The 13500-nt window shown below is 57.4% G+C and carries 12 protein-coding genes and 3 tRNA genes; 1 reads left to right on the top strand and 14 read right to left on the bottom strand.

The features are described 5' to 3' along the window. Positions 1 to 26: 26 nt before the first annotated feature. Positions 27 to 875 carry a carboxylating nicotinate-nucleotide diphosphorylase gene (nadC, locus tag BK670_RS17660; protein ID WP_123451573.1) on the top strand — a complete coding sequence of 283 codons (849 nt, stop codon included), beginning with the start codon at positions 27 to 29 and terminating at the stop codon, positions 873 to 875. A gap of 88 nt (positions 876 to 963) precedes the next feature. Here the strand turns inward: nadC and BK670_RS17655 are convergent, their stop codons facing one another. From BK670_RS17655 to glmM, 14 genes are all read right to left on the bottom strand, one after another. Further along, a complete protein-coding gene (locus BK670_RS17655) occupies positions 964 to 1263 on the bottom strand; it encodes a DUF6388 family protein (RefSeq protein ID WP_123452824.1) in 300 nt (99 codons plus the stop codon). A gap of 241 nt (positions 1264 to 1504) precedes the next feature. Next, positions 1505 to 1580 (bottom strand) — tRNA-Thr (locus tag BK670_RS17650). A 194-nt stretch (positions 1581 to 1774) separates the two neighbouring features. Further along, entirely contained in the window at positions 1775 to 3880 is a 2106-nt protein-coding gene (gene pnp / locus BK670_RS17645; RefSeq protein WP_007915263.1) for a polyribonucleotide nucleotidyltransferase, read from the bottom strand. A 193-nt stretch (positions 3881 to 4073) separates the two neighbouring features. Next, positions 4074 to 4343 carry a 30S ribosomal protein S15 gene (gene rpsO / locus BK670_RS17640; protein ID WP_011332409.1) on the bottom strand — a complete coding sequence of 90 codons (270 nt, stop codon included), beginning with the start codon at positions 4341 to 4343 and terminating at the stop codon, positions 4074 to 4076. 142 nt (positions 4344 to 4485) lie between these two features. After that, a complete protein-coding gene (truB, locus tag BK670_RS17635; protein ID WP_123451571.1) occupies positions 4486 to 5403 on the bottom strand; it encodes a tRNA pseudouridine(55) synthase TruB in 918 nt (305 codons plus the stop codon). A gap of 4 nt (positions 5404 to 5407) precedes the next feature. Further along, positions 5408 to 5809 (bottom strand): 30S ribosome-binding factor RbfA, encoded by a 402-nt coding sequence (gene rbfA / locus BK670_RS17630; RefSeq protein ID WP_016771753.1) that lies wholly within the window; start codon positions 5807 to 5809, stop codon positions 5408 to 5410. A gap of 159 nt (positions 5810 to 5968) precedes the next feature. Then, positions 5969 to 8500, bottom strand: a complete 2532-nt coding sequence (infB, locus tag BK670_RS17625) for a translation initiation factor IF-2 (protein ID WP_123451569.1) — start codon at positions 8498 to 8500, stop codon at positions 5969 to 5971. A 27-nt stretch (positions 8501 to 8527) separates the two neighbouring features. Further along, entirely contained in the window at positions 8528 to 10009 is a 1482-nt protein-coding gene (gene nusA / locus BK670_RS17620) for a transcription termination factor NusA (RefSeq protein ID WP_003221546.1), read from the bottom strand. Positions 10010 to 10056: 47 nt separating this feature from the next. Next, entirely contained in the window at positions 10057 to 10515 is a 459-nt protein-coding gene (gene rimP / locus BK670_RS17615) for a ribosome maturation factor RimP (RefSeq protein ID WP_007915250.1), read from the bottom strand. Positions 10516 to 10654: 139 nt separating this feature from the next. Beyond that, positions 10655 to 10731 (bottom strand) — tRNA-Met (locus BK670_RS17610). A 97-nt stretch (positions 10732 to 10828) separates the two neighbouring features. Then, positions 10829 to 10914, bottom strand: a tRNA-Leu gene (locus BK670_RS17605). Between the two features lie 22 nt (positions 10915 to 10936). Next, on the bottom strand, positions 10937 to 11323 hold the full coding sequence (gene secG / locus BK670_RS17600) for a preprotein translocase subunit SecG (RefSeq protein ID WP_027610782.1): 387 nt from the start codon (positions 11321 to 11323) through the stop codon (positions 10937 to 10939). A 4-nt stretch (positions 11324 to 11327) separates the two neighbouring features. Next, entirely contained in the window at positions 11328 to 12083 is a 756-nt protein-coding gene (gene tpiA / locus BK670_RS17595) for a triose-phosphate isomerase (protein ID WP_123451567.1), read from the bottom strand. A gap of 65 nt (positions 12084 to 12148) precedes the next feature. Continuing rightward, positions 12149 to 13486 (bottom strand): phosphoglucosamine mutase, encoded by a 1338-nt coding sequence (gene glmM / locus BK670_RS17590; RefSeq protein WP_123451565.1) that lies wholly within the window; start codon positions 13484 to 13486, stop codon positions 12149 to 12151. Positions 13487 to 13500 lie beyond the last annotated feature (14 nt).

Here is a 13500-nt window from a genome sequence, read left to right as displayed (position 1 = left end):
GAACCACTTTGTTTGTGGAGCCCGTTATGCCGAATCTACGTCTCGCCGATTTGACCGCCGAAATCGAAGCCAACGTGCGCCGTGCGTTGCTCGAAGACATCGGCAGCGGCGACATCACCGCGCAACTGATCCCGGCCGAACGTCTGGCCAAAGCCACCATCATCACGCGCGATGCCGCCGTCATCTGCGGCACGGCGTGGGTTGATGCCGTGTTTCGTCAGCTCGATCCGCGGGTCGCGGTGCATTGGCAAGTGGTCGATGGCGAGCGGGTAAAACCCAATCAGCCGTTGTTTCATCTGGAAGGGCCGGCCCGTTCACTGCTGACCGGGGAACGCAGTGCGCTGAACTTCTTGCAGTTGCTTTCCGGCGTAGCCACGCGTGCGCAATACCTGGCTGATTTTGTTGCCGCGACGCAGGTCAAACTGCTCGACACCCGCAAGACTCTGCCGGGCCTGCGTCTGGCGCAGAAATACGCGGTGACCTGCGGTGGCTGCCACAACCATCGCATCGGCCTGTACGACGCGTTCCTGATCAAGGAAAACCACATCGCCGCCAGCGGTGGCATTCCACAAGCCATTGCCGCCGCGCACAAAATTGCGCCGGGCAAACCGGTGGAAGTCGAAGTGGAAAGTCTGCAGGAGTTGAAGGAAGCATTGGCCGCCGGCGCCGACATCATCATGCTCGACGAGCTGAGCCTCGACGACATGCGCGAAGCCGTGCGCCTGAACGGCGGCAAGGCGAAGCTGGAAGCCAGTGGTGGCATCAACGAAAGCACGCTGCTGCCAATTGCCGAAACCGGGGTGGATTACATCTCGATCGGTGCGATGACCAAGGATGTCAAAGCGGTGGATCTGTCGATGCGCCTCAGCCTTTAACAGCAGCTGCAAGTTTCGAGCTACAAGCTGCAAGCCACAGCGCTTTTGCTTTGACTTGCAGCTTACTGCTTGAAACTAGCAGCTCTCGTCAAACGACGAGATTATTCATCTCGCAGTACTCTTCCCACTCGACACCCAGCACTTCAGCCGCCTCTTTATGCAGCACAAGGCGTTGCGCCTCGAACTCCTCCGGCGTGCTCGTGTACTTGAGCGTCAACTCCCACGGCTGCAGGCCCTGGGCTTCGGCTTCGTCTTCGAAGGCCCACTGGATCTGGTCTTTCTGATCATCAGGACTCAGGTCCTTGATCTCTTCTTTGAGGTCCGGTACGTCCAGAATGTACTTTTCCAGCGCTTGTTCGTGACGTTGCTCTTGAGTTAATTCGGTCATGGCGTTCTCGCTGATCATAGGAATGGAGGATGGATCTGGATCATCAAGGATCTCTCTGACGCGGATTGACCGGCCTTCGGAACCATTCGGGATCATCTGAAAACTGCTAAGCGATGCTCATGCAGGCACCGAATATAGGACGTTTGCATGACGAATTACACGGGTCTTTACATCTCTCCCACAAAAAGCTGACCTGCGGAACATAAATCCGCAATGTGATGAGAGGGAGCGGGGAAGAAGATGGTGCCCGAGACAGGAATCGAACCTGCGACCTTCGCGTTACGAGTGCGCTGCTCTACCGGCTGAGCTACACGGGCGGTGGGCTAAACCTAGCACCGGTTTTCACAAAAGCAAAGATCGCAGCCTGCGGCAGCGCCTACAAAAGCGGTGTGATCATCCGATCATGTAGGCGCCGCCGCAGGCTGCGATCTGTTGATGTTTATGGCAGACAAAAAAATGCCCCGCCGTTTTCACGGCGGGGCATTTTTATTGCGCTAAAGCTATGGGGTGATTAAACGCCCGAAGCCTTGGCTGCTGCCACGTCTTTGATGGACAGCTTGATACGGCCGCGGTTGTCCACGTCCAGTACCAGCACTTCCACTTCCTGGCCTTCTTTCAGGATGTCGGTGACTTTCTCTACGCGAGCGTCGCTCAGCATCGAGATGTGCACCAGACCGTCCTTGCCTGGCAGGATGTTGACGAATGCGCCGAAGTCGACGATGCGCTCAACCTTGCCGACGTAGATCTTGCCGATCTCGGCTTCCGCGGTGATCCCCAGAACGCGCTGACGTGCTGCTTCAGCCGCTTCCTTGGTTTCGCCGAAGATCTTGATCGAACCGTCGTCTTCGATGTCGATCGAAGCCTTGGTTTCTTCGCAGATCGCACGGATGGTCGCGCCACCTTTACCGATAACATCACGGATCTTGTCGGTGTCGATCTTCATCGCGATCATGGTCGGAGCGTTGGCCGACAGTTCGGTACGCGACTGGCCGATGATCTGGTTCATCTGGCCGAGGATGTTCAGGCGCGCTTCCAGGGCTTGGCCCAGAGCGATTTCCATGATCTCTTCGGTGATGCCCTTGATCTTGATGTCCATCTGCAGCGCGGTCACACCTTTGGCGGTACCGGCTACTTTGAAGTCCATGTCGCCCAGGTGGTCTTCGTCACCGAGGATGTCGGTCAGGACGGCGAATTTCTCGCCCTCTTTAACCAGACCCATGGCGATACCGGCAACCGGCGCCTTCATCGGCACACCAGCGTCCATCAGGGCCAGGGAAGCGCCGCAAACGGAAGCCATCGAGCTCGAACCGTTGGATTCGGTGATTTCCGAAACCACACGGATGGTGTACGGGAACACGTCAGCGGCTGGCAGCATGGCAGAAACCGAACGACGAGCCAGACGGCCGTGACCGATTTCACGACGACCAGCGCCACCCATGCGACCACACTCGCCCACCGAGAACGGAGGGAAGTTGTAGTGCAGCATGAACGGGTCTTTTTTCTCGCCTTCCAGGGTGTCCAGCAGCTGTGCGTCACGGGCGGTGCCCAGTGTTGCAACGACCAGAGCCTGGGTTTCACCACGGGTGAACAGCGCCGAACCGTGAGTCTTCGGCAGAACGCCGACTTCGATGTTCAGCGGACGTACGGTTTTGGTGTCGCGGCCGTCGATACGTGGCTTGCCGTTAACGATGTTTTCGCGAACGGTGCGGTATTCGATTTCGCCGAAAGCTGCTTTGACTTCGCTGGACGAAGGCTGGCCTTCTTCACCGGACAGCTTGGCAACGACTTGATCCTTCAGCTCGCCCAGGCGCGCATAACGGTCGGCCTTGACGGTGATGGTGTAAGCCTGGGAGATCGCCTCGCCGAACTCGGCACGGATCGCGCCCAGCAGTTCGGTGGCTTCTGGAGCAGGAGCCCAGGTCCAGGTTGGCTTGGCAGCTTCGGCAGCCAGTTCTTTAACGGCGTTGATCACCACCTGGAACTCGTCGTGAGCAAACAGTACCGCGCCCAGCATCTGGTCTTCGGTCAGCTCTTTGGCTTCCGATTCAACCATCAGAACGGCGTCGGAAGTACCGGCAACGACCATGTCCAGGCTCGAAGCAGCTTGCTGTTCGTAAGTCGGGTTCAGCAGGTAGCCAGTGCTTTCGTGGAAAGCCACGCGAGCGGCGCCGATCGGGCCGTCGAACGGAATGCCCGAGATGGCCAGGGCAGCCGAGGTACCGATCATCGCAGCGATGTCCGGATCGGTCTTCTTGCTGGTGGAAACGACGGTGCAGACAACCTGCACTTCGTTCATGAAGCCTTCTGGGAACAGTGGACGGATCGGGCGGTCGATCAGTCGGGAAGTCAGGGTTTCTTTCTCGGAAGGACGGCCTTCACGCTTGAAGAAACCGCCAGGGATCTTACCGGCAGCGTAAGTCTTTTCCTGGTAGTGAACGGACAGAGGGAAGAAGCCCTTGCCCGGATCGGCTTGCTTTGCACCGACTACAGTCACCAATACGCTGACGTCGTCGTCAACGGTGACCAATACTGCGCCGGAGGCCTGACGGGCGATACGGCCAGTCTCGAGGGTAACGGTCGATTGACCGAACTGGAATTTTTTGATTACCGGGTTCACGGTGTCCTACCTTCTTTGTGGCTCTTGGGGGAACTGGTTTCTTGCGAATTCTTGGGCAATGTCGGGAATCGGCCCGACCCTTGTCCGGGGTAAAACGTGTATCCAGATAAAACTTGAGGCTGGGAGCCTGCAAGGCGACCGCGGTAAACCGCGGACGTCTTGCAGACCACCAACCTCATAGCGCAATCGCTGATTAGCGACGCAGACCCAGGCGAGCGATCAGAGCGCTGTAACGGCTCACGTCCTTGCCTTTCAGGTAGTCCAGCAGCTTGCGACGCTGGTTTACCATGCGGATCAGACCACGACGGGAGTGGTGATCTTTACCGTTGGCCTTGAAGTGACCTTGCAGTTTGTTGATGTTGGCGGTCAGCAGTGCAACTTGCACTTCTGGCGAACCAGTGTCACCAACAGCTTGCTGGTAGTCAGCAACGATTTGAGCTTTTTCTTGAACGTCGAGAGCCATGAGGCAATCCTTTTATCAGGAAACTGTTTCAGGGAAACAGCTTCAACAGGCCAGGGACAAATCCCTGTATCTATAAATGAGTCGTGACCGTGCCTGTTAACAGCCACACTCGCCGACCTGCTGTGACACAGGCCGGTTCCGGTCATTCTGACCGAATCAAACGACGTGGCGCGATGCGCCCGTCTTCGCTCACTTCACCGATACCGATGAAGCGACCATTGTGATCCTGTACCCGCACCATGCCGAACTTCGGAGCATCCGGAGCACGTACCGGCTGGCCGTTGAGCCAGTAGAACGCGCTCGCTTCCGAGAAGTGCAGCAGCGGCCAATCCTGCAGGCCGCTGTCCGATGGCATCAGGAAGCGGTCGACCGCTTCGTTGCCGCCTTCGGCATGTACCGCTTCCAGCTCTTCGAGAGTCACGGTCTGCGCCAGGGTGAAAGGCCCGGCCTGGGTACGACGCAATTCAGCGACGTACGCACCACAACCGAGTTGCTCACCGATATCCTCCACCAGGGTACGAATATAGGTGCCCTTGCTGCAATCCACCGCGAGTCGCGCAGTATCGCCTTCGAAGGCCAGTAATTCCAAGCGCGCAATAGTAACAGAACGCGGTTCGCGCTCCACTACTTCGCCTGCACGCGCCAGCTTGTACAGCGGCTGGCCATCACGCTTGAGTGCCGAGTACATCGGCGGTATCTGACTGATTTGCCCGCGAAATTTCGGCAAGGCAGCCTCGACATCGGCGCGACCAACGGTCACCGGGCGCTCCTGCAAAACCTCACCCTCGGCATCCGCCGTGGTGGTGGTCTTGCCCAGCTGCGCCAGGGTTTCATAACCCTTGTCGGAATCCAGCAGATACTGCGAGAACTTGGTGGCCTCACCGAAGCACAGCGGCAAAACGCCGGTGGCCAGCGGATCGAGACTGCCGGTGTGCCCGGCCTTCTCGGCGTTGAGCAGCCAGCGAACCTTCTGCAACGCGGCGTTGGAGGTAAACCCCAACGGCTTGTCGAGCAGGATGATGCCGCTGACGTTACGACGGATACGTTTGACCTGAGCCACCGAATTACTCCTTGGTGTCTTCAGGCGCTGGAGCGGCAACGTGCTGATTGTCTTCAGCCACGGCGCGCTCGATCAGGGCCGACAGGTGCGCACCACGCACGACGGATTCGTCGTAGTGGAAGTGCAATTGCGGCACGCTGCGCAGCTTCATTTCACGGGCCAGTTGCATGCGCAGAAAACCTGCGGCGGCATTGAGCACCTTGATGCTTTGCGCGATGTCTTCAGCGTTGTCCTGCCCCATCACGGTGATGAAGATCTTCGCGTGACCGACGTCACGGCTGACTTCTACAGCGGTAATGGTGACCAGGCCAACACGTGGATCTTTGACTTCACGACGGATCAGCTGGGCCAGCTCACGCTGCATCTGATCGCCGATACGCTGGGTACGGCTGTATTCTTTTGCCATGATTTGTTACCTGTTACTGCCCTGCGGTGAAACCCGCAAGGTCTGAAAGCGGCAAACGCCCGGCCTGACAAAAGCCAGACCGGGCGTTGCGTTTAGAGTCCGGGTGATGCGCCGCACTGTTGAGTACGGCAGCCCATCACGGCTCCTGAAGTGCGCGAGTTAGAGGCTGCGAGCAACCTGAACCTTCTCGAAGACTTCGATCTTGTCGCCGACTTTGACGTCGTTGTAGCTCTTCACGCCGATACCGCATTCCATGCCGGCACGTACTTCGGAAGCGTCATCCTTGAAGCGGCGCAGGGATTCCAGCTCGCCTTCGAAGATAACGATGTCTTCACGCAGTACACGGATCGGACGGTTACGGTGCACAACACCTTCGATCACCATGCAACCAGCGATCGCGCCAAACTTCGGCGAACGGAATACGTCACGCACTTCGGCCACACCCAGGATGTTCTCGCGAACATCGCTGCCGAGCATGCCGGTCAGGGCTTTCTTGACGTCTTCGATGATGTCGTAGATCACGTTGTAGTAACGCATGTCCAGACCTTCCTGCTCGACGATCTTCCGTGCGCCAGCATCGGCACGCACGTTGAAGCCGAACAGTACAGCGTTGGAAGCCAGTGCCAGGTTAGCGTCGGACTCGGTGATACCACCGACACCGCCACCCACTACGCGCACTTGTACTTCGTCGTTGCCCAGGCCATTCAAGGCACCGTTCAACGCTTCCAGCGAACCACGGACGTCGGATTTGAGGACGATGTTGAGCGTCTTCTTCTCGGCCTGACCCATGTTTTCGAAGATGTTTTCCAGCTTGCCGGCGTGAGCGCGAGCCAGTTTGACTTCGCGGAACTTGCCTTGACGGAACAGAGCCACTTCACGGGCTTTCTTCTCGTCAGCCACCACGCTCATCTCGTCGCCAGCGTCCGGGGTACCGTCCAGGCCGAGAATCTCGACAGGGATGGAAGGACCGGCTTCCTTGATTGGCTTGCCGTTCTCGTCGAGCATGGCACGTACGCGGCCATAGTTCGAACCGACCAGGACCATGTCGCCTTGGCGCAGGGTACCGTCTTGAACCAGAACGGTTGCCACCGGACCACGACCTTTGTCGAGACGCGATTCAACCACAACACCGCGGCCAGGAGCCGATGGAGTCGCTTTCAGTTCGAGCACTTCAGCTTGCAGCAGGACGGCTTCAAGCAGCTCGTCCACACCAGTACCCATCTTCGCGGAAACCGGAACGAAAGGCGTGTCGCCACCCCAGTCTTCGGAAGTCACGCCGTGAACCGACAGTTCGCTGCGAATGCGATCGAGATCGGCGCCCGGCTTGTCGATCTTATTCACTGCAACCACCAGAGGCACGCCGGCAGCCTGAGCATGCTGGACTGCTTCGATGGTTTGCGGCATCACGCCGTCGTCCGCCGCAACCACCAGGATCACGATGTCGGTCGCCTTGGCACCACGGGCACGCATCGCGGTAAACGCCGCGTGACCCGGGGTGTCGAGGAAAGTGACCATGCCACGATCAGTCTCAACGTGGTACGCACCGATGTGCTGAGTAATACCACCGGCTTCGCCAGCAGCTACCTTGGCACGACGGATGTAGTCGAGCAGGGAAGTTTTACCGTGGTCAACGTGGCCCATTACGGTCACGACTGGAGCACGGGAGAACGACTCGCCTTCAAACTTCAGGGACTCGGCCAGGGAGTCTTCCAGGGCGGTGTCGCTGACCAGGGTCACTTTGTGGCCCAGTTCTTCGGCTACCAGTTGAGCAGTTTCCTGATCAAGCACCTGGTTGATGGTCGCTGGAGTACCCAGTTTGAACATGAACTTGATGATTTCAGCAGCCTTGACCGACATCTGATTGGCGAGATCGCCAACAGTGATGGTCTCGCCGATCTGCACATCACGCACGACAGGGCCGGTTGGGCTCTGGAAACCGTGGGCGTTGCGCTTCTTCAGCTTGGCCTTGCCGCGACCACCGCGACGGAAGCCATCGCTTTCTTCGTCGGTAGTGCGTGGCGCCACACGTGGAGCCGGCGCTTTTTCTTTGACCGATGCGCGATGCGGAGCGTTTTTGCGCTCGCCATCACCACCACCGCTGCGACGATTGTTGTCGTCGGCACGTGGTTTGTCAGGACGGCGCTGTTCGTTCTGCTTGTTGCGAACTTCAGCAGACGGAGCTGGAGCAGCGGCAACCACCGGCGCGCTTTCGCGAACTGGTTCGGCAACTGCAGCCGGCGCCGCAACGGCGTCGCTGGTAGCGGTCTGCGCAGCAGCAGGCTGGCGGCGCGCTTCTTCTTCGGCGCGCTGCTTGGCTTCTTCTTCAGCCTTCTGACGAGCAGCATTTTCTACTGCGCGACGCTCATCCAGTTCACGCTTGCGTTCGGCTTCGATTTCTTCCGGGCTACGCTGTACGAAAACTTTCTTTTTGCGAACTTCTACGCTGATGCTTTTGCTACCAGCCACACGCAGGGTGCTGGTGGTTTTACGCTGCAGCGTGATCTTGCGTGGTTCTTCCACTTTCGCCTTGTGGCTGCTTTTCAAGTGAGTCAGCAGGGACTGCTTCTCACTGTCAGTCACATTTTCTTCGGCGGCGGTGTGCGGCAGACCTGCCTCACGCATCTGCTGCAACAGGCGCTCTACCGGTGTTTTGACCTCATCGGCCAGTTGTTTCACCGTGACTTGCGTCATGCACTTCTCTCCTCAGGCCGCGCCTAATTACTCGAACCAGTGGGCTCGGGCGGCCATGATCAACTTGCCGGCACGATCATCGTCAATGCCGTCGATGTCGAGCAGGTCGTCAATAGACTGCTCGGCCAGGTCTTCGCGGGTAATTACGCCGCGCACCGCCAGTTCCATCGCCAAATCCTTGTCCATACCCTCAAGCGAGAGCAGGTCTTCGGCCGGATGGGCGTCTGCCAGCTTTTCCTCAGTAGCGATGGCTTTGGTCAACAAACGATCCTTGGCACGAGCGCGAAGCTCGTTGACGATGTCTTCGTCAAAGCCGTCGATGTTGAGCATTTCTTCCAACGGTACGTAGGCAATCTCTTCCAGGCTGGTGAAGCCTTCATCAACCAGCACCTGAGCCAGTTCTTCGTCGACTTCCAGCTCGTCGATGAAGTTGCGCAGGATGTCGCCGGTTTCTGCTTGCTGCTTAGCCTGGATGTCCGATTCGGTCATCACGTTCAGGGTCCAGCCAGTCAACTGGCTCGCCAGACGCACGTTCTGACCACCACGACCGATGGCCTGAGCCAGATTGTCTGCGCCAACGGCGATGTCCATGGCGTGGGCATCTTCGTCAACGATAATTGCCGCAACCTCAGCCGGGGACATGGCGTTGATCACGAACTGAGCCGGGTTGTCATCCCACAGGACGATATCAACACGCTCACCGCCCAACTCACCTGACACTGCCTGGACGCGCGAACCGCGCATACCGATGCAAGCGCCCTGCGGGTCGATGCGTTTGTCCTTCGAGCGAACGGCGATCTTGGCGCGCGAACCCGGATCACGGGACGCAGCCATTACTTCGATCAGGCCTTCGGCAATTTCCGGCACTTCGATGCGGAACAGCTCGATCAGCATTTCCGGCGCGGTACGCGACAGGATCAACTGCGGGCCGCGGTTCTCAGTGCGGATTTCCTTGAGCAGCGCACGCAGGCGCACGCCGACACGGAAAGTTTCGCGAGAAATGATGTCTTCACGGGCCAGCAACGCTTCTGCGTTGTTACCCAGATCGACGATCACGTTGTCGCGGGTGACTTTTTTCACGGTGCCGGAGATGATTTCTCCCAGGCGCTCGCGATAGGCGTCAACCACTTGAGCGCGCTCGGCTTCGCGAACTTTCTGCACGATGACTTGCTTGGCAGTCTGTGCAGCAATGCGGCCGAACTCGATGGATTCGATCTTTTCTTCAACGACGTCGCCAACCTTGGCGCCAGGATGCGTTTCGGCAACCTTGCTTGGCCAGGTTTCGATGGCCGGATCGTCGAGATCATTCTCTTCAACGACCGTCCAGCGACGGAAAGTTTCGTAAGAACCGGTGTGGCGGTTAATTTCCACACGCAGATCTACTTCGTCTTCAAAACGCTTTTTGGTAGCAGTGGCCAGAGCCAGCTCCAGCGCTTCAAAAATTACGCTTGCCGGTACGCCCTTTTCATTGGATACCGACTCAACAACCAGCAGTACTTCTTTGCTCATCGTACGCCTCGCCTTTCGCAAGCCATTGGATCCGCGGGATCCGCGTCTCAGTCAAAACTGGGAATAATGTTGGCCTTGTCGATCATATCGATCGGCAACAGGAACTCATGGTCGTCTACCTGCACCACGACATCCTGTTCTTCTACACCGCGCAGAAGGCCCTGAAAGTTGCGTCGCCCTTCGAAAGGCGAGCGCAGCTTGATCTTCACTTGTTCACCGGCAAACTTTGCAAACTGCTCAAGAGTGAACAGTGGGCGCTCCATGCCAGGCGAGGAAACTTCGAGGGTGTATTCAACGGAAATTGGATCTTCAACATCCAGTACACCGCTGATCTGACGGCTGACAATGGCGCAATCGTCCACCAGCACACCGCCCTCTTTATCAATATAAACGCGCAACATCGAGTGACGACCCTGAGCCGAAAACTCGATACCCCAGCATTCATAGCCCAGGGCCACGACCACCGGGGCCAGCAAGGCCTGCAACTCTTCTAGCTTGCTCGACACCTGAACCCCCTAGTGCATGATATGTGCATGCTTTGCAAAATAAAAAAATGGGCTTAACGCCCATCCTTGAAACGCCGTCGAACAGCGGCGTTGAAAGTGTCCAGCTAACAAAAAGCCCCTTAAAAGGGGCTCCTTAAACTGGTTGCGGGGGCCGGATTTGAACCGACGACCTTCGGGTTATGAGCCCGACGAGCTACCAGACTGCTCCACCCCGCGACAAAGCTGGGGCGGAAGTATACGACCGATCCCTTATAGGGTCAATGTAACCTTCCACCTGCAAGAAAGCCCGCAACAGCGGGCTCTCCTGACTAATTGGTACCGAGAAGGGGACTCGAACCCCTACACCCTATGGGCACAACCACCTCAAGGTTGCGTGTCTACCAATTCCACCACCTCGGCAAAACTACGTTTGAAACCCTTCTTACTTCTGCTCTTGAGCTGGAGGTACGTCAGTCGCTGGAGTAGCCGACTTTTGCTCTTGAAGCACCGGGACATCATCAGAAGCCGGTTGTTGCTGCTTAGGTACTTCCAACACTGCTGGATCTGGCAAACCTGCTTGAGTCAGCTGATGAGCCTTCTCTTTAGCAAAGTATCCTAACCCCAAGCTGGTTATGAAGAAACCGGCGGCAAGTATAGCAGTAAACTTACTAAGAAAGGTAGAGGAACCTTGGCTTCCGAACACAGTATTTGAAGCACCTGCTCCGAAAGACGCGCCAGCGTCCGCACCCTTACCCTGCTGCAGCAAAACCAGAGCAACTACGCCCAATGCACCCAGCAGATGAAAAACGACTACGACTGTTTCCAGCATTTTTTCAGTTTCCCGCGGCGCGACAGATCGCACCGAACTCATCTGCATTCAGGGAAGCTCCACCAATGAGCCCCCCATCGATATCCGGCATGCCGAACAGTTCGACCGCATTGGCCGCCTTCACGCTGCCGCCGTATAGAAGACGCACACCTCGTGCGACTTCAGAATTCTCTGCCGCCAACTGCTCGCGAATGGCTTTATGCACATCCTGAGCCTGTTGCGGCGTTGCAGTCACTCCGGTACCAATGGCCCAGACAGGCTCGTAAGCAATGACTGCCTTGGCAAAGGCACCGACACCTAGCTCCTCGATGATGCTGCCCAGCTGACGCCCGACAACCTCAAGAGTTTTACCGGCCTCACGCTGCTCCAGGGTTTCCCCTACACACAACACCGGAATCAAGCCACATGCCTGTGCCGCTGCGAACTTGCGATTCAGCATCCCGTCTCGCTCGCCCATTATCTGGCGGCGCTCGGAGTGCCCGACAAGCACCAGGGAACAACCTGCATCCACCAACTGACTCGGAGCAATTTCACCGGTCAATGCACCTTGCATGGATTCCACCGCAGAATTCTGCGCGCCGACCGAAATCGACTTGCCTTTCAAGCCATCAATCACTTGATTGATATACAAGCAAGGCGGGAATACCGCGACATCAACACCGCTAGGCAAGGCCAGATGACGAAGGCCATTGATCAGCTCAGCGACGCTGGCGCGGGCACCGTGCATCTTCCAGTTACCAGCTACCATAGGGCGACGCATGCTGTACCTCGTCGGTCAAAGTGGGCGCAGATGTTACCCAACACAATCATGGCTTGCAAGCCGTATCAGGCAGAAACTTCAGTTACCAGTTTTGCCAGCTCTTCGGCATAGTTGCGAACCTGAGTTTCGTCCTCGCCTTCGACCATTACCCGCACCAGCGGCTCTGTACCGGACTTGCGCAGAAGCACGCGACCACGCCCCGCCATTGCCTGGGTAACGCGCGCGCTGGCTTCCTTTACAGCCGGATGTTCCAGCGGGCTTTCGCCACCGCCGAAACGTACATTGATCAGCACCTGAGGGCACTTGCGCAATGCCTGGCGGGTTTGCGCCAAACCTTCATTACGGGCCTTCAATGCCATCAACACTTGCAACGCCGCGATGATCGCATCACCGGTCGTGGTGTGATTGAAGCAAACGATGTGTCCAGAATTCTCGCCGCCGACAAGCCAATTGCGCTCAAGCAACTCAGCGATCACGTAGCGGTCGCCTACATTCGCACGAATAAACGGAATCGAAAGATCCGCCAGCGCCAATTCCAGTCCCAGGTTACTCATCAGGGTGCCAACGACGCCGCCCTGTAATTTGCCTCGCTCATGCAGATCACGGGCGATAATGAACAACAATTCGTCGCCATCAACGATGGCGCCAGTGTGATCGACCATCAGGACGCGGTCACCATCACCGTCGAAAGCAATACCCAGGTCGGCATGCTCCGCCAGCACCGCAGCCTGCAACTGGCCCATATGGGTCGAGCCGCAGTTTTCATTGATATTCAGACCGTTTGGCTGCGCTGATAGCACAACGACTTCTGCCCCCAACTCGCGGAAGACGCTCGGAGCCACCTTATAGGTCGCACCATGCGCGCAATCGATAACGATCTTGAGGCCGGAAAAACTGCTACCCGTTGGCACGCTGCTCTTGCAGAACTCGATGTAGCGACCCGACGCATCGTTGATCCGCGAGACCTTGCCAATCTTGCTCGATTCAACCACGGTCATCGGGGTATCGAGCAGCTCTTCGATCATCAACTCCAGTTCATCCGGCAGCTTTGTACCTTTACCAGAGAAGAACTTGATGCCGTTGTCATCATGCGGATTGTGCGAAGCGCTGATTACGATGCCGGCTTCAGCCTGGAATGTTCGCGACAGATAGGCAATGGCGGGCGTCGGCATAGGCCCCAGCAGCATCACATCAGCACCCGCTGATGTCAGACCGGCCTCAAGTGCCGATTCGAACATATAACCGGAAATCCGCGTGTCCTTGCCGACCAGCACCTTGCAGGCACCCATCTTGCGAAAAGCCATGCCGGCCGCCCAGCCGAGCTTGAGCATGAAGTCAGGAGTAATCGGGTATTCACCGACTCGACCACGAATGCCGTCAGTACCAAAATATTTCTTGCTCATAAGCGCTCCATCAT

The sequence above is a fragment of the Pseudomonas fluorescens genome (assembly GCF_003732425.1).
Taxonomy (GTDB): domain Bacteria; phylum Pseudomonadota; class Gammaproteobacteria; order Pseudomonadales; family Pseudomonadaceae; genus Aquipseudomonas; species Aquipseudomonas fluorescens_BE.
Note: the sequence above shows the minus strand (reverse complement) of the source record. Positions and strands in the feature narration are given on the sequence as shown.